Source organism: Nonomuraea sp. NPDC004354, from assembly GCF_053602555.1.
Map to the genome: position 1 here is coordinate 1 of NZ_JBSGDV010000042.1, position 19,226 is coordinate 19,226.

The 19,226-nt window shown below is 70.8% G+C and carries 26 protein-coding genes; 5 read left to right on the forward strand and 21 right to left on the reverse strand.

All coding sequences use genetic code 11. The features are described from left to right. Nucleotides 1-197 precede the first annotated feature (197 nt). The 8 genes from ACWENQ_RS45550 to ACWENQ_RS45585 form a co-directional block, all read right to left on the reverse strand. Entirely contained in the window at nucleotides 198-842 is a 645-nt protein-coding gene (locus ACWENQ_RS45550) for a hypothetical protein (RefSeq protein ID WP_452419727.1), read from the reverse strand. A gap of 263 nt (nucleotides 843-1,105) precedes the next feature. Beyond that, the gene (locus ACWENQ_RS45555; protein WP_452419728.1) at nucleotides 1,106-1,267 is read right to left on the reverse strand and encodes a hypothetical protein; all 162 of its coding nucleotides are present in this window, start codon (nucleotides 1,265-1,267) and stop codon (nucleotides 1,106-1,108) included. After that, entirely contained in the window at nucleotides 1,264-1,437 is a 174-nt protein-coding gene (locus ACWENQ_RS45560; RefSeq protein WP_452419729.1) for a hypothetical protein, read from the reverse strand. Before ACWENQ_RS45560 ends, ACWENQ_RS45555 begins: the two co-directional genes overlap by 4 nt. Next, nucleotides 1,437-1,721: a hypothetical protein gene (locus ACWENQ_RS45565; protein WP_452419730.1), complete on the reverse strand. Its 285-nt coding sequence runs from the start codon at nucleotides 1,719-1,721 to the stop codon at nucleotides 1,437-1,439. Before ACWENQ_RS45565 ends, ACWENQ_RS45560 begins: the two co-directional genes overlap by 1 nt. Nucleotides 1,722-1,830: 109 nt before the next feature. Beyond that, nucleotides 1,831-2,130 (reverse strand): hypothetical protein, encoded by a 300-nt coding sequence (locus ACWENQ_RS45570; RefSeq protein WP_452419731.1) that lies wholly within the window; start codon nucleotides 2,128-2,130, stop codon nucleotides 1,831-1,833. 117 nt (nucleotides 2,131-2,247) lie between these two features. Next, nucleotides 2,248-2,427, reverse strand: coding sequence for a hypothetical protein (locus tag ACWENQ_RS45575; RefSeq protein WP_452419732.1), 180 nt, complete (start codon nucleotides 2,425-2,427; stop codon nucleotides 2,248-2,250). Further along, nucleotides 2,424-2,567: a hypothetical protein gene (locus ACWENQ_RS45580; protein ID WP_452419733.1), complete on the reverse strand. Its 144-nt coding sequence runs from the start codon at nucleotides 2,565-2,567 to the stop codon at nucleotides 2,424-2,426. The genes ACWENQ_RS45575 and ACWENQ_RS45580 overlap by 4 nt, the downstream gene beginning before the upstream one ends. Further along, nucleotides 2,564-2,713 (reverse strand): hypothetical protein, encoded by a 150-nt coding sequence (locus ACWENQ_RS45585; protein WP_452419734.1) that lies wholly within the window; start codon nucleotides 2,711-2,713, stop codon nucleotides 2,564-2,566. The genes ACWENQ_RS45580 and ACWENQ_RS45585 overlap by 4 nt, the downstream gene beginning before the upstream one ends. Before the next feature lie 229 nt (nucleotides 2,714-2,942). On the opposite strand from ACWENQ_RS45585, the gene ACWENQ_RS45590 reads away from it, so the two are divergent. The 4 genes from ACWENQ_RS45590 to ACWENQ_RS45605 all read left to right on the forward strand — a co-directional run bounded on the left by ACWENQ_RS45590 (nucleotide 2,943) and on the right by ACWENQ_RS45605 (nucleotide 7,000). After that, nucleotides 2,943-3,146 carry a hypothetical protein gene (locus ACWENQ_RS45590; RefSeq protein WP_452419735.1) on the forward strand — a complete coding sequence of 68 codons (204 nt, stop codon included), beginning with the start codon at nucleotides 2,943-2,945 and terminating at the stop codon, nucleotides 3,144-3,146. Further along, nucleotides 3,143-4,612, forward strand: coding sequence for a hypothetical protein (locus tag ACWENQ_RS45595; protein WP_452419736.1), 1,470 nt, complete (start codon nucleotides 3,143-3,145; stop codon nucleotides 4,610-4,612). Before ACWENQ_RS45590 ends, ACWENQ_RS45595 begins: the two co-directional genes overlap by 4 nt. A gap of 139 nt (nucleotides 4,613-4,751) precedes the next feature. Beyond that, on the forward strand, nucleotides 4,752-6,371 hold the full coding sequence (locus ACWENQ_RS45600) for a type IV secretory system conjugative DNA transfer family protein (RefSeq protein WP_452419737.1): 1,620 nt from the start codon (nucleotides 4,752-4,754) through the stop codon (nucleotides 6,369-6,371). Beyond that, nucleotides 6,368-7,000, forward strand: a complete 633-nt coding sequence (locus ACWENQ_RS45605) for a hypothetical protein (RefSeq protein WP_452419738.1) — start codon at nucleotides 6,368-6,370, stop codon at nucleotides 6,998-7,000. Before ACWENQ_RS45600 ends, ACWENQ_RS45605 begins: the two co-directional genes overlap by 4 nt. A gap of 70 nt (nucleotides 7,001-7,070) precedes the next feature. On the opposite strand, the gene ACWENQ_RS45610 is transcribed toward ACWENQ_RS45605, so the two are convergent. Both ACWENQ_RS45610 and mobF read right to left on the reverse strand, forming a co-directional pair. Further along, nucleotides 7,071-7,478, reverse strand: coding sequence for a hypothetical protein (locus ACWENQ_RS45610; RefSeq protein ID WP_452419739.1), 408 nt, complete (start codon nucleotides 7,476-7,478; stop codon nucleotides 7,071-7,073). Between the two features lie 64 nt (nucleotides 7,479-7,542). Next, nucleotides 7,543-12,129, reverse strand: a complete 4,587-nt coding sequence (gene mobF / locus ACWENQ_RS45615; protein WP_452419740.1) for a MobF family relaxase — start codon at nucleotides 12,127-12,129, stop codon at nucleotides 7,543-7,545. 583 nt (nucleotides 12,130-12,712) lie between these two features. Here mobF and ACWENQ_RS45620 point away from each other — a divergent pair. Further along, nucleotides 12,713-13,459 carry a nuclease-related domain-containing protein gene (locus tag ACWENQ_RS45620; protein ID WP_452419741.1) on the forward strand — a complete coding sequence of 249 codons (747 nt, stop codon included), beginning with the start codon at nucleotides 12,713-12,715 and terminating at the stop codon, nucleotides 13,457-13,459. Between the two features lie 17 nt (nucleotides 13,460-13,476). On the opposite strand, the gene ACWENQ_RS45625 is transcribed toward ACWENQ_RS45620, so the two are convergent. From ACWENQ_RS45625 to ACWENQ_RS45675, 11 genes are all read right to left on the reverse strand, one after another. Further along, nucleotides 13,477-14,829, reverse strand: coding sequence for a hypothetical protein (locus ACWENQ_RS45625; protein ID WP_452419742.1), 1,353 nt, complete (start codon nucleotides 14,827-14,829; stop codon nucleotides 13,477-13,479). Between the two features lie 357 nt (nucleotides 14,830-15,186). Continuing rightward, nucleotides 15,187-15,525, reverse strand: a complete 339-nt coding sequence (locus ACWENQ_RS45630; RefSeq protein WP_452419743.1) for a hypothetical protein — start codon at nucleotides 15,523-15,525, stop codon at nucleotides 15,187-15,189. A gap of 309 nt (nucleotides 15,526-15,834) precedes the next feature. Beyond that, nucleotides 15,835-16,284 carry a RapZ C-terminal domain-containing protein gene (locus ACWENQ_RS45635; RefSeq protein WP_452419744.1) on the reverse strand — a complete coding sequence of 150 codons (450 nt, stop codon included), beginning with the start codon at nucleotides 16,282-16,284 and terminating at the stop codon, nucleotides 15,835-15,837. Next, nucleotides 16,281-16,700 carry a hypothetical protein gene (locus ACWENQ_RS45640; RefSeq protein ID WP_452419745.1) on the reverse strand — a complete coding sequence of 140 codons (420 nt, stop codon included), beginning with the start codon at nucleotides 16,698-16,700 and terminating at the stop codon, nucleotides 16,281-16,283. The genes ACWENQ_RS45635 and ACWENQ_RS45640 overlap by 4 nt, the downstream gene beginning before the upstream one ends. Nucleotides 16,701-16,716: 16 nt before the next feature. Beyond that, nucleotides 16,717-16,857, reverse strand: a complete 141-nt coding sequence (locus tag ACWENQ_RS45645) for a hypothetical protein (protein ID WP_452419746.1) — start codon at nucleotides 16,855-16,857, stop codon at nucleotides 16,717-16,719. A 180-nt stretch (nucleotides 16,858-17,037) separates the two neighbouring features. Continuing rightward, the gene (locus tag ACWENQ_RS45650; protein WP_452419747.1) at nucleotides 17,038-17,457 is read right to left on the reverse strand and encodes a DUF6248 family natural product biosynthesis protein; all 420 of its coding nucleotides are present in this window, start codon (nucleotides 17,455-17,457) and stop codon (nucleotides 17,038-17,040) included. Nucleotides 17,458-17,571: 114 nt separating this feature from the next. Further along, a complete protein-coding gene (locus tag ACWENQ_RS45655; RefSeq protein WP_452419748.1) occupies nucleotides 17,572-17,754 on the reverse strand; it encodes a hypothetical protein in 183 nt (60 codons plus the stop codon). A gap of 12 nt (nucleotides 17,755-17,766) precedes the next feature. After that, nucleotides 17,767-18,054, reverse strand: a complete 288-nt coding sequence (locus ACWENQ_RS45660) for a hypothetical protein (RefSeq protein ID WP_452419749.1) — start codon at nucleotides 18,052-18,054, stop codon at nucleotides 17,767-17,769. Next, nucleotides 18,051-18,239 (reverse strand): hypothetical protein, encoded by a 189-nt coding sequence (locus ACWENQ_RS45665; RefSeq protein ID WP_452419750.1) that lies wholly within the window; start codon nucleotides 18,237-18,239, stop codon nucleotides 18,051-18,053. The genes ACWENQ_RS45660 and ACWENQ_RS45665 overlap by 4 nt, the downstream gene beginning before the upstream one ends. After that, a complete protein-coding gene (locus ACWENQ_RS45670; RefSeq protein WP_452419751.1) occupies nucleotides 18,236-18,532 on the reverse strand; it encodes a hypothetical protein in 297 nt (98 codons plus the stop codon). The genes ACWENQ_RS45665 and ACWENQ_RS45670 overlap by 4 nt, the downstream gene beginning before the upstream one ends. Continuing rightward, nucleotides 18,529-18,765, reverse strand: coding sequence for a hypothetical protein (locus ACWENQ_RS45675; RefSeq protein WP_452419752.1), 237 nt, complete (start codon nucleotides 18,763-18,765; stop codon nucleotides 18,529-18,531). The genes ACWENQ_RS45670 and ACWENQ_RS45675 overlap by 4 nt, the downstream gene beginning before the upstream one ends. Nucleotides 18,766-19,226: the final 461 nt, after the last annotated feature.

Consider the following 19,226-nt stretch of genomic DNA (forward strand, 5'->3'; position numbering starts at 1 on the left):
GGTGCTTGGGGGCCCCCAGGTTCTGTGGTAGCCCTTGGGCGTCTGACCGGCGAGAGACCCGCACAGCCCCGCCCCGACCCCAGCCACCGCCCTTGCCCTGGGCCCGTGTCCCCTCTCTCCGCAGGGCGGCCGGGGGAGTGCTGAGGGGGCAGCGCCCCCTGGCATCGGCCGCAGGCCGACAGTCTTTGCCTCCGTCGTCAGCCGTACATCTGGTGACAGACCCGGTTGCGCAGCGCGTAGGCAGGCTTTTGCGGCGGGAACAGGGCGTCGCATTGCCTGCTGACCAGGTCGCGCCTCTTCGGTGCCTGCGTGGCGCGGCCGGGCCTGGGCGCCGGTCGAGCGGGCGCCGTTACTCGAGTACGGCCCGGGGAGTCCGCCGTGGGCCGGTCGGCTCGACCGCGTCCGCCAGCTGCTGGTCGTTGGCGAGCATGCTCGGGCCGTGCGGCGTCTTGCCCGTGGACATGGTCCCCCTGGTCCAGCTCTCGGGTCTCGTCTGCCGGCGTGCGCCTGGCGGTCGTCGACGGGGGGCGGTTGGGGATCTCCTGCGCTCGGTGCGGCGCGGCCTCGGGGACGGCGGTGGCCGGTGCCGGCGGCTGGGCGTCCCAGCTGGACGACCACAGCCCGACCGCGACGAGGGCGGCGAGCGCCCCCAGGAGCACGGCGCGCGGGTGGCGCTCCCAGACGTCGCGCACGGCGGCCGTGCCGCAGTTGCCGGGCGGTGTGGGCTGGGCATAGCGGGCCTGCAGGCGCGGCGGCGCGGCGGTGGCCTGACCGAAGGATGGCGGCGGGCCTTCGTACGGCCAGCGGCGCTGTGACTCGGGCTCGGCGTGCTCGCCGTGCATGTGGGCTCCCTGATGGTCGGTGGACTCTGTCAGAGTGCCCAGCGCGCGCCGGAGTTCGCGGGCTGCTCTCGCCCTTCGCGCGAAGGTGACCTGCAGAGATGCGCCCAAACCGTGCCCAGCAACGGCAAAGGCGGCGTGTCCGGCAACTCGCGCCGGACACGCCGCCTCCTTTACGTTGTAGATCTAGAACGCGGTGGGTAGGGTCTGAGGCAGTCCGGGGCCGCTACCATCGGCCCCGGACTGCTCGGCAGGGGGTTCCTCGGTCACTGACCGGCTTCCTGCTCGGCGCACACCTTGTGGCAGGGCGCCCCCTCCTCGTCCACGAGGAACGTGAATCCTCGACAGATCCGGCACGGACGGCGCTGGCCGCCGCCCCAGTGCCGCCCGGGGTCGCCCTTCGGGTTCCAGTTCAGAAGGACAGTCACCGCCGCCTCCTGGTGGCCGACGGGATGACGCCTCGATCTTGTGCGGCCCGCGCGAGCTGCTCGCGGAGCTTGGCGTTCTCCTGACGGGCCTCGACGAGCGCGCCGAGCTTGTCTTCAATCAGGGTCTCGGCCTCGGGGGAGACCGGGGGTGATCGGCGTGGGCGCCTCATCAGCGCAGCCACCCGAGGATGCCCTTCGTCTTGGCGCCGGCGCTGCGCAGCGCGGCCTCCTGCAGCGCGTCGGCGGCCTGCTCGCTGCCAGCTGCCGTCACCAGGGCGGCGCGAGCCTTGGCCTTGTCCTGGCGCGTTACGCGGTGGCCGTTCGCGGCGGTGGCGAGCACAGCGAACGCGTTCGCCTCGCGGCTGCTGTCCTTGTGCTTGGCCAGCTGCTCGGGGGTCATCCGGGAGCCGCGGCCGGCCGATGCCAGCGTGTCGATGGCCTTGAACAGATCCATGTGCCTACCTCCTGTGTCGGGGAGCTGTCGCTCCGGGGGCTGGCCCCGCGCCTGGACCCGAGAGGGCAGGGGCGGAGCCAGCCCGCGCAACGACCTCCTTCCAGGTCGGTCAGGCGGTTTGGCGCTCAGCCAGGAGAGCCGGAGCCGTCTCGCTGGCAGCGGCGGCCACGGCGGGCGCGGCGGCACGCTGGCCGGTGAGGGCGCGGCGGCGGTACCACCAGCTGGTGAGGTGCGCCGTCAGGTCATCCAGCACCATCGCGGCGGCGGCCAGCAGTACGGCGGTCCTGCACAGGGCCTGCCAGGCCCACACCAGGACCCGCCAGGTGAACAGCAGGGCCCGCCAGGCGAACACCAGGACTCGCCAGGCGAACACCAGGACCCGCCAGATGCGGACGACCCACCGGATCATGAGGTCACCGCCCCCCGTCTCGGCTGGTGCTGGTTGCCCGGCAGGAGTCGCACGTGGCGTCGTCGGGCGTGGGCCCGAAGAAGCCGCAGCTGCAGCACACGCACACCCAGGCGCTCATCAGCTGCTCCCGCGCGTGGTGGTGGCGCAGCTGGTGCACACGTCCAGGTGGATGGCGACCTCGGCCTGCGCGGCGCTGGCCATCAGGGTGGTCAGCACCGTGCAGCGGACGACGGTGCGGGCGGCGCTCTGCGCAACGGCTGCCCCCACCGAGGGCTGCCGGTCGCGGCGGGCCATCACCGTGTGACCTTCGGCGCGCAGTGGTGCTCGCCGACACCGGCCGGGTTGCTGGTCTGGAAGCCGCACCCCTTGACCGGGCAGGTGTGGATCGGCTTCTCCCGTGGCCCGTCCTGAGGCTTGCTGCCGGTCGCGCGCTTCATCGGGCCGACCTCCGAGCCTCGGCCTGCTCGCGCTGGTCCTTCTCGGCGGCCCAGACCTGGTCGTAGGCCTCGCGGACGGTGGCCGGTTCGGCGGCCGGCCCCCACGAGCCGTTCTGGGGCTGATGGGTGATCCGGATTTGAGGCATGATGACCTCAACCCTTTCTGTGGGTTGCGGCCCCACCGGTCTTCTTTTCCAGGGACTACCGGTGGGGCCTTTGTTGTGTCTGGCGCTCGCGATCGTGGTAGATCTCGGGTGCCAGTGCTGACAACATGAGCATGACACCCGTGTGCCCTTGTTGGCAACACTGACACATGGCAACATAGCCAACATGGATACATCGACGCCCGCACCACCAAGAACCTGGAGCGCACACATGGCCGCTCGGCCCCCGGTCTCCCGCCTGCTCGTCTCCGACGCGACCGCCGCGAAGGTCGAGCGCACCCGGATCCAGATCACCAGCACGACCGGCCGGGAGTGGACCAAGACCGCCATCCACGACGCCATGATCGAGGTCGCCATCGAGCACTTGGACGAGGTCATGTCCAAGCTCGCCAGTTCAGGAGGGACGCCCTCATGAACGAGCTCCGATCCTGGGCCGAGGCAAACCCCGCTCTCGCTATCGCTGGGGCGGTGGTCTGCCTCGCCCTGGCGGCCTTCGTCGTCGTCGGCCTGGTCCGTCTGACACGCGCCGCCGTGCGCACTGCCGTACGACTCGGAAGGAAGGTCCTGGGCGGCAAACCCGCCGAAGACGTCCTCACCTACGTTGCGGCTGGCATCGCTACCGGCGTCGCCGCGACGGGCATGTGGGAGTTCTTCGCGAACGAGTTCCCCGAGCTCGTCTGGCCGCTGCGCGTCCTGTTCTTCGCCTTCATCGAGGTGGCCGTCATCACGTCGGCCATCCGCGCTCGACGGTCGATGCGGGAGAACTTCAAGCCCGGTCTCGACGGGATCGCGGTGTGGGGCTTCACGTGCCTGTCCGCCGTACTCGCCGCGATCGAGGCCCCGACGTTCCAAGCGAAGGTTCTGCGCTTCGCCGCTCCGATCGCTGCTGCGTGGCTGTGGGAACGCGGCATGGCGATCGAGCGGGCTCGGCTCACCGGCCGCTCGCGTATCGCATGGAAGGTCACCCCGGAGCGGCTGCTGGTCAAGCTGGGGCTCGCGGACCCGACCGACAGGGACGCCTCCGAAGTCGCCGTTCACCGCTACATCACCCGGGTTGCCCTGGCAGCGAACGCGCTCAGGGAGCTGCCTGCGGCCCCGGCTGGCGGCTCAAAGGACCCGCAGGCCAGGGCGCGCAGCAGGGCCCTCAAGCGTCTGCACAAGGCCCGGGACGAGGCCGTCGAGTACGCCCAACTCGGCAACGACCCTGACGTGCTCGACAAGCTGATGGGTCAGCTCAGGCTGATCTACAACACCCCGGCCCTTGCAACCGTCGAGCTGTCCCCGCCCTGGGAACTGGTCGACGCGATCGAGGCTGTGGAGGTCGAGCAGATCCAGCCCGACCCCACGCCTGACCCCGACCCGCACGGCGGCGGCCGGCCTCCGGCCGAGCCTCACGCATGGCTGCCTGGTCCGGCTCTGCCCGGCGCGGTCGTGGTGCCGGAGACGGCTCCCGGGAGGGTCAACGGTTACCGGGTGCCCGCGTCAGCGCTCACCCCGACCACCGACGTGACCCCCTCTCCCGGGATCATTGATCCCCTCGTGATCCCCCCGGTGACCCCTGATGCCCCCCGGAGTGACACCGGTGACCCCTCGGCGGTGTCACGTGACCCCGAGAGGGGGGGGCATGACTCCTCAAGTGATCCCGGCGCGGAGCTGCGGGCATTGCCCTCGGACGCAGCGCGGGTGCGCGCGGCGATCAAGATGCTCGGCAATGACCCTGCAGGGATCACAGGGTCGGAGATCGTGACCCTGCTGGGGGATCACGGTGTGATCCTGACGAACAACCAGGTCAAGAACGAGCTGCGCCGTGCACGGGAGCGTGCTCGGCAGGCGGCTGAGATCATCGACCTGCCGTCTCGGAAGTCACGGGGGATCACATGACCCCCCCGGTGACCCCGGTGACCCCCCAAGGGGGTTCATGGAGAGTCACCCCCGGAATGACGAGGGGGTCAGCGCCCCGTTTGGCCGCGAACGCTGACCCCCACCCTTGCCCCGCTCGCTCACTGCAGAGGAGAAGAACGTGGCCATTGTCCCACTCCTGACGACCCTGGGGGATCACCCCAAGGGCACGCCGACCCCCCCGGCGCAGGGTCAGGTCATCGACCCCTGGGCGGGCCTGGACCTGCCCTCAACCCCGTTCCTGATCATGATGGCCGTGCTGCTCCTGGGTGCGCTCGTCGTGGGGCAACTCCTCTACCGCGCGGCGATCCCCGCCAAGGGGCACGCGACCGCCTGGCAGATCACCCGCAACATGTCGGCCCGCGCCGCGCGACGCAAGCTCGCCCTGACCCGCCGCTCGCTCGACGGCCGGCGCGGGGTCGGGGTCGAGCAGTACTCCTTCCGGGTCGGCCGCGCCTGGTCACCGTTCATGGTGGTGCGCGGCACCCCGGAGGACAGCGCCCTCTTCGTCGGCCCGCCCGGCGTCGGCAAGTCTGCGGCCCTGGGCGACATCGTGGTCGACGCGCCCGGCGCGGTCGTCTACACCACCAGCAAGATCGCCGACTACGACACCACGGCGGCGGCCCGCGCCACCGTGGGCCCGGTGCTGGTGTTCAACCCGCTCGGCCTCGGGGGCGTGCAGTCCACGCTCCGGATAAACCCGGTCCGCGGCTGCCGAGACCTCGACACGGCCATGCAGCGGGGCGCGGCCCTGCTGTACGGCGCCCGTCGCCCCGGCGACACCGGGGACCTGCAGGACTACTTCGCCAGCAACGCCAACGAGGTGCTGCGCGCCTTCCTGCTGGCGGCCGACCTCGAAGGCCGAACCCTGGTCGACGTCCACCGCTGGGCCAACGACCCGACCAGCATGGAAGCACTCGGCATCCTGGAAAAGCACCAGGCGCCGCCCTCCTGGATCGACGCCCTGCACTCGCGGCAGACGGTCACCGACCGCACCCGCGACGGCATCTTCTCGACCTTGGCCACGGCGTTGTCGTGGCTGAGCGGGCCTGCTGCGGCCTACGCCGTCACACCCGGCCCTGACGAAGACCTCGACATCGAGGCGTTCATCGAGGCGCGCGGCACGCTCTACATGGTCGGCGAGGAAAGCACCGGCGTCGGCATCGCCCCACTGTTCACGCTGATCCTGGCCGACGTCGTCAAGACCGCTATCAAGGTCGCCGACGCCTCGCCCGGCCGACGCCTGGACCCCTGGCTGACACTCGCCCTGGACGAGGTGGCCACGATCTGCCCCATCCCGCTCGATCAGTGGATCAACACCATGCGGGCGCACGGCATCCTGCCGCTGGCCGGCATCCAGTCCAAGGCCCAGCTCTACGCCCGGTGGGGCAAGGCCGGCGGCGACAGCATTTGGAACGCCGCCGCGTTCACGGCGGTCTTCGGCGGCCTGAAGAGCGCTGACGACCTGCGGGAGCTGTCGGCCCTGTGTGGCGAGCGCGAGGTCACACGCTCCAGCTGGCAGCACACCGCCAACGGGCGGGTCAAGTCCGAGCACGAAGAGCTGCGGCCCGTCATGCCGCCGCACAAGATCCGCAACCTGCGGTCCGGGCGGGCGCTGGTGCTCTACCGGGGCGTGCCCCCGGTGATCGTGCGGGTCCGTAAGCCCTGGCGTCGCCGTGACGTCCGCCGAGCGGCCAAGCTCGCCCTGCAACCCTCCTACGAGCTGGGCGGCCGGTCATGACCGAACAGACACCCGAAGACAAGCCGTCTGGCGGCTTCAACCACATGTACGCCAAGCAGCTGCTGGAGCTGCGCCAGGACCTCATCAAGCTCCGGCAGCGCCTGGACGCGCTACCCGACGTCGCCGCGCTGCGGGGGCTGGTCAACGAGGTGGCGGCACTGAGCGCCCGCGTCGTCGTCCTGGAGAAAACGACGCCTGACCAGGGCAAGTCTCCCCGCGTTTGGGACTTCACCACGCCTGGTCCCGAGCGGGACGCCGCGTGGGCGCAGCTCAACGAGTGGGTGGTCAACGTCCTCGGGCCGGTCTACCGCGTGGTCGGGGACGAAGACCGCCGCCGCGAGCGCAATCGTGAGGCCGATGCGCGACTGCCCCGCATGATCCCGCCCTGCTGGAACACCGCAGGTGAGGACAACCGACTACGGCATCTCGACCTCGTCATTGAGCTGGGCTGGCTCTGCCAGGAATGGCTCCGGACCTTCCGGACCCCCGAAGGCAACCCCGGCCGTGCGGGCGATTGGCACGATCGCCACCTGCCAGGCCTGCGCAAACGGATCTGGCTCTCCAGCGCCGCCAAATGCAAGTACGGCCACGACCAAGAAGAACCTCCCCTTCGTCCGCCCGCCCGCTGACCGCCCCCTCAACGAAGACGGCCGCGCCCCTGCGAGGGGCGCGGCCGTTCTGCTTGTCTCGGCGGGAGGGTCAGATCCCCCAGCCGCCGTCGTCGCCGCTGAGCTTGGCCGCCCACCACAGCGCGTTCTCGCACCCGGTCAGGAAGCCGCCGCCGTGCTGGAGATGCCACGCCGCGCCGCGCGTGGTGAAAGCGCGCATGCCCTCCTCGGCAAGGTCGGCCTCTCGTGCGATCTCCCACCGGTACGGCCTGCGACCCAGAACCACCCCGGTCACCGGCGAATCAGGCCGCTGCCCCATGACCCACCGCAGCGACTCCCGCACACCGCGGGTGTGCTGCAGCGTGCGCGGTCGCTCAAAGTCAGGGTCCTGGAAGAACTCCCACTGCTCCCGCAACTCTTCATCGCTGCGTGGACACGGCTCGGTCGGGTCGAAGTCCAAGACGGGCACGTCAGGGTCGTTGGGTTCCGGGGTGCTCACGCTGGCCCCCTTCAGGCTGCCAGGAACGGACCTTCCGACCTGATCTGTACCCACCGTCCGCCCCCTACCGCTCCAGCACCGGCCCGTCGATCTCACGAGCCTGCACCTGCTCCTGCTCACGCTGCCGGGCGTAGTGCTGCTCGCGAGTGATGTCCTCCATCGCCCGCGCCTCGCCCCGCTCCCGGCCGCCCTGCAGCCGCTCGGCCAGCCGCACCATGGCCTGCTGCTGCTCCGTGCGCACCTCGGCCACCTGCTGCTCGACCATCTCTCGCGGACTGACCTCCGGCTCGCGGGCCTCCAGCTCGGCGCCGCGCTCGGTCCGCTCCCGGACACTGACCTTCTCCGGGTCGGCCTGGCGGTCCTGCGCCGCGCGCAGTTCCTCGAGAACGCGCTCACTCACCCGCGGCTTCAACTCAGCCACCTCGGGCTCGCGGCCGGCCTCACGCTCCTGCGCCGCCGCCCACCGCTCGCGCAGCTCGGCGAACGCCTGCTGCTCGCGCTGCTCCGGCGACGGCTCCTCCACCGTCTGCTCGCGAGCGTCAGGCTCGGCCCGCTCCACCCCGGCGAACCGCTCGGCCAACCGGGCGAAGGAGTCCGCCTCCCGCTGCTGCTGCGACGGCTCCTCCACCGTCTGCTCCGTCTCGGCCACCGGCTCCCTCGGCCCCGCCTCCGGGTTGTCCTTCATCCGGCGCAGCATCTCAGCGAGCGCGACCTCAGCCTCTTCCCGCAGGGATCTGGTCTGCTTGTGCCATGCCTCGCGGGCCCGCTGCTGCTGCTCGACCTCTTCGGCGTAGCCGACCGCGCGCTGCAGCTGCTGCTCTTCGGCCACGAACCGCTCGCGCAGCTGCTCACGCTCGACAGCGTCGGCCGTGCGCTCCATCTCGGCCTGCGTGAGCGCTACCCGCTGCTGCAGCTCCAGCCGCTCCCAGTCGGCGCGAGACAGCTCCTCGGCCACGCTCGGCGGCGCCCACTCCTGTTCCCGCTCCCAGATCTCCACCTGCTCGCGCAGGCGGGCAACCGGCGTGTCGGCAAGGCGCAGCTCGTCGGCGGTGCGGCCCATCGCCTCGTGCGCGGCCTCCCACGCCGCCCGCTGGGCGACCATCGACCGGCCGGGCGGCGGCCCGATCACCGTGGACGGCGTGTCCACCGCGTACAGCTCGCGGTAGGCCTCGACCTGCGCCACCCGGCCCTTCCACAGCTCGCGGTCGATCGGGTCGTCCGGCACCGGCCCCAACCGCTCCACAGCCCACGCAGGAGGCTCGGAGATCGCCCGCTCACCGATCGCCGCGACCCGGGCGTCCATCGCCTCAGCGCGCGCCCTGGCCTGCTCCCCGACCCCGCCCGACATGTCAGCAGGGGTCCGCTCGACCCAGCTTGACCCCGCCGCCTCCCGCTCCGGCGTGCGGTTCGCCAGCCGGACCTCGATCCGGGTGTGCAACGCGGCGGGGATGACGCGGACCCCGTCGAAGTCGCGGCCGGTCACCTCCTGAATCAGGGCCTGGCCGTCGTGGCCGGCAAGCTCGGCCGCCCACAACTGCCGGTAGATGGTGCTGGCGTCCTCGGCCTCCAGCCGCTCGAACACCGCCTCGCCCATCGCCTCGCGCAGCAGGCCCGCGTACTTGCCTCGCTGGTGCTGCTCGACCAGGTCCATCCAGATCGGCGCGTGCGCGCCCAGGCTCTCGATCCACTCCAGGTCGGCGGCCAGCGTGTCGCTGGCCGACTCCTGCGCCTGCGTCCGAGCCAGCGCCCCGGCCAGGACCGCCAGCTCTTCCTCGCCCTCCTCCAGGCCGACGAAGAGCCTGTTCTCCCGCCAGCCGCGCGTCGCACCGACATACAGCTGCTCGCGCGAGGTGGCCGACGTCACCAGCTCGTAGCCGACCTCGACCGTGTCGCCCTGGTTGGCGTGGAACGTCCCGGCGTAGGCCAGCTCCACATACCGCGAGACGTAGGAGGCGGGCAGCGTCACCGTGCCGCCCATCACCTCCCGGCCCAGCGTGTCGCGCTCGGCGATCCGCTGCACCGTCAAGGCGCCGCTCTCGTGCCTGCTCAACACCTGGTAGGTGAACCGGTTGTAGACCGGCATGTCGTGGCTGTCCTTGAGCTTGTTGCGGTTCTCGCGGACCTGGATCCGGTCACCGACCCCGGCGTAGGTGCCGTCAGCCAGGCGCACACCCTCGACCTCGACCCGGCCCAGTCTGACCAGGTCGTCGCGGATCGCACCCGACAGCGTCGCGGCCTGCTCGGCGGTCGCGGTCATCACCGCGCTGTACACGCCGCGCACCAGGTCGGCAACACACAGGCGGCGGATCCGGTTCATCATCTCCGCGACGGTCCCCGACCGGATCAGGCCCCGGCTCCGGTACGGCTGCAGCGCGTGGACGTTGCCCTCGCGCAGGCCCAGGCTGGCCTCGGCCTCCCACGCACGCGGGGTGCCGTCGGCGTCGCGGAAGCGCCGCACGGTGCCAAGCTCGATGCTGTCGCGCCGGGCCAGCTGGCGGAACAGGCCGCCCGCACCGACGGCGGTCAGCTGCCCGTAGTCGCCGACGAGCACGAGCTTGGCCCCGGCGTCTGCGGCCAGCTCGGCGATGGCCACGATGTCGGCCGTGGTGGCCATGCCCGCCTCATCGAGGATGAGCAGGTCACCGGGCCGTAGGCGGCACACCTCGACCTCATGGCGCGGACCCTTGCCTTCAGCTCGCTTCAGGAACCGGGTGGTGTTGAAGCTGAAGCGCAGTCCTTCGGCCTGCAAGACCTCGGCGGCCTTGTTGCTCGGGGCCAGACCGATCACCCGGCGCCCGCTCGCCTCCCACGCCTTCGCGATGACGCCCTGCACCACCGACTTGCCCGTCCCGGCCGGGCCGATCACCACGTCGATGTCCCGGCCGCCGTTCAGCACCCAATCGGCAACCGCGGCCTGGTCCTCACTCAAAGGCCGGCCCCTGCGCTCGGCGTCGGCCAGCGCCGTCGTCACGGCGGCCTCGCCCAACTTCTCGCCGCCCCGGCCTGCGGCCCGCGCCTCCACCCATTGCTCGTCCGTCAGGTGCGCCACCGTGGCGTACCGCTCGCCATACCCGGCCTGATACATGCTGCGCCCGTCCGCGCGGCGCAGTTCCTCCGGCACCGCCAGCAGCTCCAGGCCCTTGGTCTGCACCACGCCGTAGGAGCCGCTCAGCGCCTCATCGGCCAGCCGCTCCAGCAACGCCACGGTGTAGCCCTGCTTGGCCAGCACCGACGGCCCGAGCCTGTCCGGCAACACCTCGTTGAGCGCGAACATCAGGTCTTGGCGGGTCCACGTGGACTGCGCCTCCTGCACGCGGTCGATCGCCTGGGTGATGACCACGTGGGTCTCCCAGCGCTCCGCGTCGCCCAGCTCGCGGGCCTCGATCGCGGCGGCCTCGGCCCGGCCCAAGATGGCCGTCAACGACGTGCCGAGCCGCTCGCCGACCATCCCCTCCCACAGCCGCAGCAGCTCGCTGGACGACCCGATCTTCTGCTTTGGCTTGCGGGTCGCCTTCGCGGCGGCCCGCTGCTCGTTGGCCAGCTCCAGCTGGTTTGGCTGGCGGCCGTGCTTCTCCTCGAACTTCGCCAGCCTCGCGGGCATCGCCTTGGCGATCTGCTTGGAGCGGGTGGACAACTCCGCCCGCTCCATCTCGGAGATGCCGACGATCTCGCGGGCCTTGCCGTCCGGCCTCATCGCGTACGCGACGGCGAAGTGCGCCTCCATGCGTTGCTCGACGCCGCGCTCGTAGATCGCCGCCGCTGCCTTGACCATCTTGAACAGGTGCGCCCCGTCCAGCGCCCGCCACTTCACCGTGCCGTCCGCGTCCACCGTGCGCACCTTGTTCAGCACCAGCGCGTGCGTGTGTAGATGTGGCTCCAGCTCGCGGTTGGTCTGGTGGTCGAACAGGGCGATCACCCACTCGTGCCCGTCCACCCACCGGCCGACGCTCGCCCGTCCGGCCGGCGCCTTGCCGTGGTGCCCAGCCCGCGAGTACCCGGCGTGCTGCTGCAGGTAGTCCAGCGCCTCCTGCACCGACTCGCGGTGCATGTCGCGCATCAGCTCGGCGTCCACATCGCGCCCGGCCGCGATCAGCGCGGCGTAGAACAAACTGGTGCTCTTCGACGCGGTGAACGTGACGTCGTAGAAGGAGCGCGCCTTCGGCTCCAGCTTCTGGGCCTCTTCGGCCTGGATCTCCTGCACCCGCTCGGGGGTCAGCGTGGCGTGGACGCTCTCCTTCTTGATCCGCGCCGCAACCCGCTCGTCCAACGTCTTGTACCGGTACGGCTTGTTGCCCAGTCGACCGGCCGCCTCGCCCTCAGCCCGCGCCTGTGCGCGCAGCTCCTCGGCCTGCTCGCCCTCCAGCCCCTCGGCCGCGATGCGGGCCTCGGCCGCCTCCACGAAGACGCGCACCACCTGAGGGTCGGCGAGCTTGCCGTACACCGTCATGGCGACGTCCTTGTCGATCAGGTCGCCCGCAGTCAGCCCCAGGTGCGCGACCCCGGCACCGTGCCACCGGCCCGTGCGCTGCTTGCCCTCGAACCAGTAGGCAGGGTCCTGAGCGCGCTCGTGATCATGACCGCAACCCTCACCCTCGGTGTGGTAGGCGATGCCTGCCTCACCGACGGTGAAGGTTGTGATCTTGACGGTCATGACGATCAGTCTACAAGATCAAAGCTGACCAGTACATCTAGATGCAAAGGTACATATGGTTGTGAGGCATCCTGCCTGGTCCACCGCAGAACCACGGGGGATCATGATCACCGACGGTTCCCGCTCTGGGCTTGATCGCCAAGAGGGTGGCGGGCGGGACGGTTCTTGATCACGGACGGTCACCGTTGGAACCGGCTTCAAGATCGCCGCTGTACGTCAGTAAGCGGGCGCTGATTCACGTACAAGATCACTCCGGCGCCTCCTGCGCGCGGCCGGTCGGTCCACGCTGCGGGAGTGTCAATAACGAGATCCGTCGCCACGCCACCCGCCGCGACCGTCCGACCAGGCGAAACAGGTAGCACCGCGGCGGCCGCGGAGGCCTCGCCGGCGCCGCTCGGCGGCGCGGCGCGGCGGCCCTGACCTGCGGCGCTCCTTATTGACACTCCCGCAGCGTGTGGCGCGCGGTAAGGGTGTCGGCGCTCGCGCGTCTCTTCGGACTGTCGGCCCGCCGCCGTACGCTGATCACAGATCCCCTGCTGCACTCCACCGTCATGCGTCCGTCCGCCCCGCAGGAGGCTCCTCGATGGCTCGCACTGCTGCACCTCGCCCGTGGTTCGGGAGCGGGGCCGGCGCCTCGGCGCACGTGCGCTACCGGGAGCTGCTGGCCGCCGACCGGCCCGAGCGCCTGCTGCTGCGTCTGCTCCTGGTCCTGCTCATCGCCGTGCCGTTCGGGGTCGTCATCAGCTGGCAGGCCGGCCTCGTCGCCGGCGCCGTGGTGGCGGTCGCCGATACCGCCTACCGCTGGTGGACACACGAGGCGGTACGCACCTGGCGGCAGGGAGCCCGCGGGGAGCGCCGCACCGCTCGACAGCTGCAGCTGCTCGAATCGCTCGGCTACCTCGTCCTGCACGATCGCGCCCTGCCTCGGGGCCGCGCCAACGTCGACCACCTGGTGGTCGGCCCGAACGGCGTGTTCGTCGTCGACTCGAAGATGTGGCGGCGCGACCGCGTCACGCTCGGCCGCCGCCGCTACGGGCGTGGAGGTCGCCGACCGATCGGGGAAGGTGACGTCGGGTCGGCCCTGTACGAGGCTGAGGCGGTCGCTCAGGCGCTCCGAACGCTCATGGGGAGCCCGATCAAGGTGCACGCGCTCCTGGCGGTTCACGGCCGCCACGTGCCCGCGCGCGGCATCCCGGTGGCCGGCGCCCACGTGCTGCGAGCATCCCGGGTCGTGCTGTGGGTCCTCCACCAGGGCCGGGCGCTCGATGACGCGACCCTGGCCCGGCTCCGCTTCCAGGCCGCGCGGGCGTTCCCGCCGTACGTCCGCTGACCCCGGCCCCCGCTTCTTTACTTTGTAAAGAGCTGCGCACGTGCGGCGCGGAAGATCGCGAGACCCGGTGTGTCCTCGGTGCCTTCCGGCATGTCGGACCGGGCGCGTAGCTCCTGCAATAGATCCCTGATGGGCGGCGGTGTCGGGGCCGTCGTCGTGGGGCTCGTGTCCTGGTTCGGCGGCGAGCAGTTGATGGGCGCCTGCAGGCGTGGCCGGGTGGCGCAGGCCGCGCACGGCTGGCCGGTGTCGAGGTCGGTGCCGTCCTCGCATCGCACGTTGGCGCACGGGATCCTGGCCAGCCGTACCAGCGTGATGGCAACCGCGGTGGGGTCGACGATGTCGGCCTGGTCCCACCGGCCGCCTGTCCAGCGTCGGCCGATGCGGTCGGCGAGCTCGGCCGCGGTTCGCGTGCCACGCAGCAGCTCGGTCCGGATCGCGCCCTGGACGCGGCGGGCGCCGTGCGCGGGTATTCGGCTGGCCAGCACGGCGGGCAGCGTCCAGTACAGCCGCGCCACCTCGGTCGGGCTCACCCTCACCGCCTGGCCCTCGTCGGGCGGCGGCCCCGTCCTCGCTGAGTGCTGGTCCATCGGCCGCGAAGCGGCGACCGCGGGAGCGTCTACCTCCTGCGGGTCCGCGCCTGCGGCTGGATGGACCGGTGCCTCCTCCAAAGGTGCCTCCTCAACAGGTGTCTCCTGTGGAGTCGACGAATCTGCGGTGGGTGAGTCATCAGATCTGCGGTGGGTGAGTGTACGAATCTGCGGTGGGTCCAGCGGGCGTTGGCGCTGCGTCGAACGGCCCTGGAGGAGGAAGGCGGCGGCCACCTCGGCGGCCTGGGCGTCGTCGCGGACGACCCGGATCGTCAGCCAGTTGCCCGGCGAGTGGACGACCTCCACCCACCCGGCACGCTCCAGCTCGACCAGGCGGCGGGCGGCGGTGTCGGCGCTGGCGCCGATCCACTCGCCCAGCTTGGTCAGCGTCAGCTCCTTGCGGCGCCCCTCGGGCACCCGGTCGCACAGCACCGCGTAGAAGCGCCACCCGGCCGGGCTGACGCTCGCGGCCTCGGCCAGCCCGGCCGGGGTCGACGCCGACCGGACAGGACCAGCGATGCGCTCCAGCGTCCAGGCGGGCACCGCCACGTACGCACCGCCGCTCTCGCGGGGCCGACGGAGCACTGTGTGTGTGGCGGTCTTCTTGCGGCCCCGGATGTGCCGCGAGAGCCACGGCCCGCCCTCGCCTGGGGCCAGCAGCTCCCGGCGCGCTCGATCCAAAGCGGGGACCGACACGCCCAACCGCTCGGACATCCACCTGCGGCCGGCCACGCCAGGATCACGGCCGCCATCGACCGTGCGGACCTCCAGCGACTCGTACATGCTCCACACCACAACGGCCAAAGCTCCGCAGGTCGGGGCGTATACGAGCGCAGTGGGAATCTGAATGTGCCCGGCGCGGCGTCGTGCGCGAGGACCCGACGCCGAAGCGTCGGCGCTCAAAGCCTCGTGGGGGATGGCGATGTCGTGAGCTACAGTTGCCTGCAGGGCCACAGCGGCCCCTCCATATGCGATCAGTTGCCCGCATCGGGGGGTGCCTATTCATCGCCGTCCTGCCTGCCAAAGTAGAAGCGGCGGTGGAAAAAGCCCCCTCGAATGGCCCGCCAGGTCCTGGCGGGTCTTTCTTGGTTCTGGGGGAGTGTTTACCGCCGCCGCCCCTATGAGCGTGGGAACTCAAGGTCACTTGGGCGTGTTGCCGTCACTTTCGCCCCTCATGGCGAACCCATCGGCGGTCATCTGCGCCAGGACACGCTTGACGCTCGCCACGTCCGCACCCGCGATGGCGGCCAGTTCTTCCACCGGGTACGGCCCGGCGCCGTGGCGGTCGACGACAGCGTGGATCGCCCGCAAGGTCACCAGGTCGCCCAGTGGCTCCAGCGCCTGGACCACCTCGTCCAGCCACGCGATGTCCTCGCCGGCCCGCGCACACCGGTCACGCTCGCGGCGCGCGGCCACCAGCAGCTCGGCCACCGCGGCGGTGACCTTCGCGAAGCGCTGATCCCACTCGGCCTCGTCCACAACTTCAGGCTGCGCCTGGCCAGTGCGTGCTGTCACCCCATCGCCGCTCAAACTGTTCGAGCACGCAGGGCCACGGGACCAGGAGTCCCGTGGCCCTGCGTGCTCGCTTCTCCGTGCTCTACAGGGGGCGGCCGTCGCAGTCGTAGTGCTCCATGTCGGCGCCGACATGGATGCCGTTGCACCTCTCGTGCGGGTCCTCGTAGTCGTCGTGGTCGTTGCGCGTCGGTCGGGCCATCGTGCTGGTTCCTCCTTCGTGGGTGTGATGCTTGGGGGGTCCCCGGGGCCGATAGGCGCGGTCCCGGGGACGCTCTACCTCTGGATGACGGGCTTGTCGACGTCGCGGTGCGCCACCGCCACGCGCACGCCGTGCCCGCGCAGCGTCTCGGCGATCCACTCGGCGATGGCCACGCTTCGGTGCCGGCCGCCGACGCACCCGACCGCCACGGTGACCGGCCGGGAGGTTTCGGTGGACGCTTCGTCGATCACGTCCCGGACCCACGAGGCGCTGTTGCTGACGAGGCTGCGCACGCCGGAGGTGGCCATCACGTGATGGCGCACCGCCATGTCCAGGCCGGTCAGCTCGCGCATCCGCGGGTCGTGGTGCGGGTTGCGGAAGTGGCGGCGGGCGTCGATGGTCAGGTCTGCTCCCGGCGCCGGGCTGTGGCCGTACCCGAACGAGACGATCACGGCTTCGGCGTCCTCGTCGGGGGCGCCGTCGAGGACCTTCAAGGCCCACGAGGTGCTGTCGGGGTTGGTCATGACGTCAGCCCCCGCGAGCGGTCCAGCAGCTCGGCGCGCCGCGCGGTCCAGTAGTCCAGGGCGGCGTCCACCCGCTCCACGGTCAGCTCGTCGCCCACGTGGAACGGGTCGCGGCCGGTGACGATGACGCCCGCCTTGCCCAGGTCGGCGTCGGCCAGGACGTAGCCCAGGGCGGCCAGCGCCCGCCGTACCTCGGTCAGGGCGGTTGGGCTGGGCATGCTGCCCAGCCGCACGATGATGCCGCGGCTGGTCACGCATGTGACGGGGGCGCCGATCGAGTGGCCGGCGGCCAGCACCTCGACGACGGTCTTGGCGACGTCGGCCTCATCGTCTGCCGTGAGGGGGATGGGGTGCCGCTCCTCGGCGGCCGGGCGGCCGGCGCCGAGCAACAGGCGCCGTAAGACGTTCTTGATCACGTCGGTCTCCTGTCTTCTAGTACCAGACGTTCCAGGACTCACCGCAGTCCTGACACTGGTAGGTGATCATGAGGGTGTCGAAGGGGCGTGCCTCGGTGCTTGCCTGGTCAGCCTTGGCGCTGCCGCAGTGCTCGCACACGGCGCCTTCGGGGATCATGCTGAACTCCTTGATCGTTTGAGACTTGGGGGAATGGGATTTCCCGCAAGCTACTCGCTGGTAGAACGGTGTTCGGGTTACCTGCGCGGCATGCCTTCGTCGCAGTCGCAGACGGTGTCCTTGGGATCGTCGGTGGACCAGCCGCAGATCACGCACCAGTTGATGGGGTTGTACTCGGTCTCAGACATGGGCCCTTCCTCGTCCTCGTTCATCCGCCGCCTCCTTGGTCAGGGTTACGACGTCGAGGCCGGGCAGGGGCACGACCTCGTAGCGCTCAGGTGCCGGCCGTTCCTCGGGGCACCGGCAGGGGCACAGCGACCGGCAGGCGCGGTCGGCCTGCCACACCGCCGTGGGCGGGATGTAGTCGAGCGGGCGATTCTTCAGCCAGCCCTCCGGGCGCGGCTTGATCGTCTTGGCGTGGCAGAACCGGTGCTGCCCGATGGCGCAGTGCCCGCAAACACCGACCATGCACTCGCACCGGGCCAGGGCCTGCGCCGTGTCGTAGGTTGCGCGGCCCGTGCCCGGAATCATGTGCGGCTGCCTGCGCATTTCCCGGGTCCACGCGTGATCGCGCACCCACCGGGCCTCTTCGGGGGTCATAGACTGGGCCTCTTCCTTGATCGATGCGGGTTGGGGGAGATCAGGGCCACTCGAAGTTGCCTCTTCGGGTGGCCCGACTTGCGTGTCAGCCTTTGTGCGCGGGGGTTGCCAGCCTCAGAACTTCAGGCTGTCGGTCATGATGAAGTCGCAGGCGTCGCACACCTTCAAGCCGCTCTTCGTGATCTGGTGGGTGGGGTGCGAGCACTTGTCCAAGCCCGAGGCCCGGTACTCCTCTTGGGTCATGAACCAGAGCTTCTTGCCGCTCATCTGGCCTCGCTTCGTCGTTGCCTCTGACATGGGGTCTTCCTCTCATCCGGCCTGCGGGGGCCGGAGCTCGGTAACGGCGGGGGTGGTGCCGGCGACCACTGCCAGGCAGTCGTGGCAGCAGACCGACAGGGAGGTGTCGAACGGCAGCGGCTCGACTCCTGCGGCGCTGTAGAGCGGCTGGTTGTGGCGCTCGACGAGCAACGCCACCTGCAGGCCGCAAGAGGAGGTGTGCCAGGCCGCCAGCCTGTCGGCGCCCTTGGCCGGCACCGCGTGGTGCAGGCGCTGATGCGCCGGCACATGCGGGTTGACGCCCACCCATGCCTCGCTCATCGGGTCCGCCCCTTGCGTACGGCCTGCTCATACAGGGCGTCGGCGACGCCGAGCCGGTCCCACTCCTCCTCGGTGAGGGCCTGGCGGACCTCGGGCAGGATCGCCTCGGCGACCTCGGGCCGCATCCGGCGCAGCAGGCCGGCCGCGATCAGGTCCTCGGTGGTGACCAGGTCATCGTCACTCATCGCTGCTCCCGGCCGGGGAAGGGGAAGTCGAACGGCTTCATGCCCTGGGCGCGGGTGAACACCTCGATGGCGTAGCCCTCGACGGGGCCGGGGTAGACCTTCGCGCCCTTGAGGCTGGCCAGCATGATGGCGCCATGCAGGACGCAGCCTTCCACCTTGGTCCCGGCCACGTCCTGGATGATGACCGCGTCGGCCGGGCCCTCGCACCGCTGCCGGTCGTCTTCGTGGGCGGCGGGGCATCGGCCCCGGTCCCGGTTGGCGCGTGCCTGCTCGCGGACCGGATCGTTGCTCATGCCTGCCCCCGCTCGGTGTCGGCCTGCTCCTGGGCGGCCTTCTTCTCGTTCTTCCACCGGTTGATCGTGTCCAGGCTGACGTCGCCCAGCTCCCGCACGCGGCGGGTGCTCAGGCCCGAGTCCAGCGCCTCCAGCACGGCGGTCTTGTGTCGGGTCTCGACCTCGGCGAGCTGAGCCTTGACGCGTTTGCGCTGGTCAGCCACTGCGATCAGCCGCTCAGCGGCCTTGCCCATGGTCGTCTCCTTCGCTCGGGGCAGCATCTCTGCCTCTCTCTCCAAGTGTACCGGTATCGGATCAAAATGATAAGGCGTCGGATCATACCGAGTGGGCATGGGTGGCGCGCGTCGCCTGGAGGCCGGCGCCCCGTGGGGTGAGGGTCGGCGCTGGTCGCGGCGGCCGTGATCTGGTGCCACATCGCGACGATACGCCTCCAGATCAGGGGCGGGAGGGCTGTTGTCGGGGGTTGTCAGACCCCACGTCTGGGTTCAGCACCAGGGGTGGGGCTCTTGCGGGTCTCTCGTTGGGCAGGCGTGCTCCGCACTACCGCAGGTTCTGGGGGCGGCCAAGCACCCTTGCCCGAAGGGTCGCGCGTAGCGCGAGGTGCTTGGGGGCCCCCAGGTTCTGTGGTAGCCCTTGGGCGTCTGACCGGCGAGAGACCCGCACAGCCCCGCCCCGACCCCAGCCACCGCCCTTG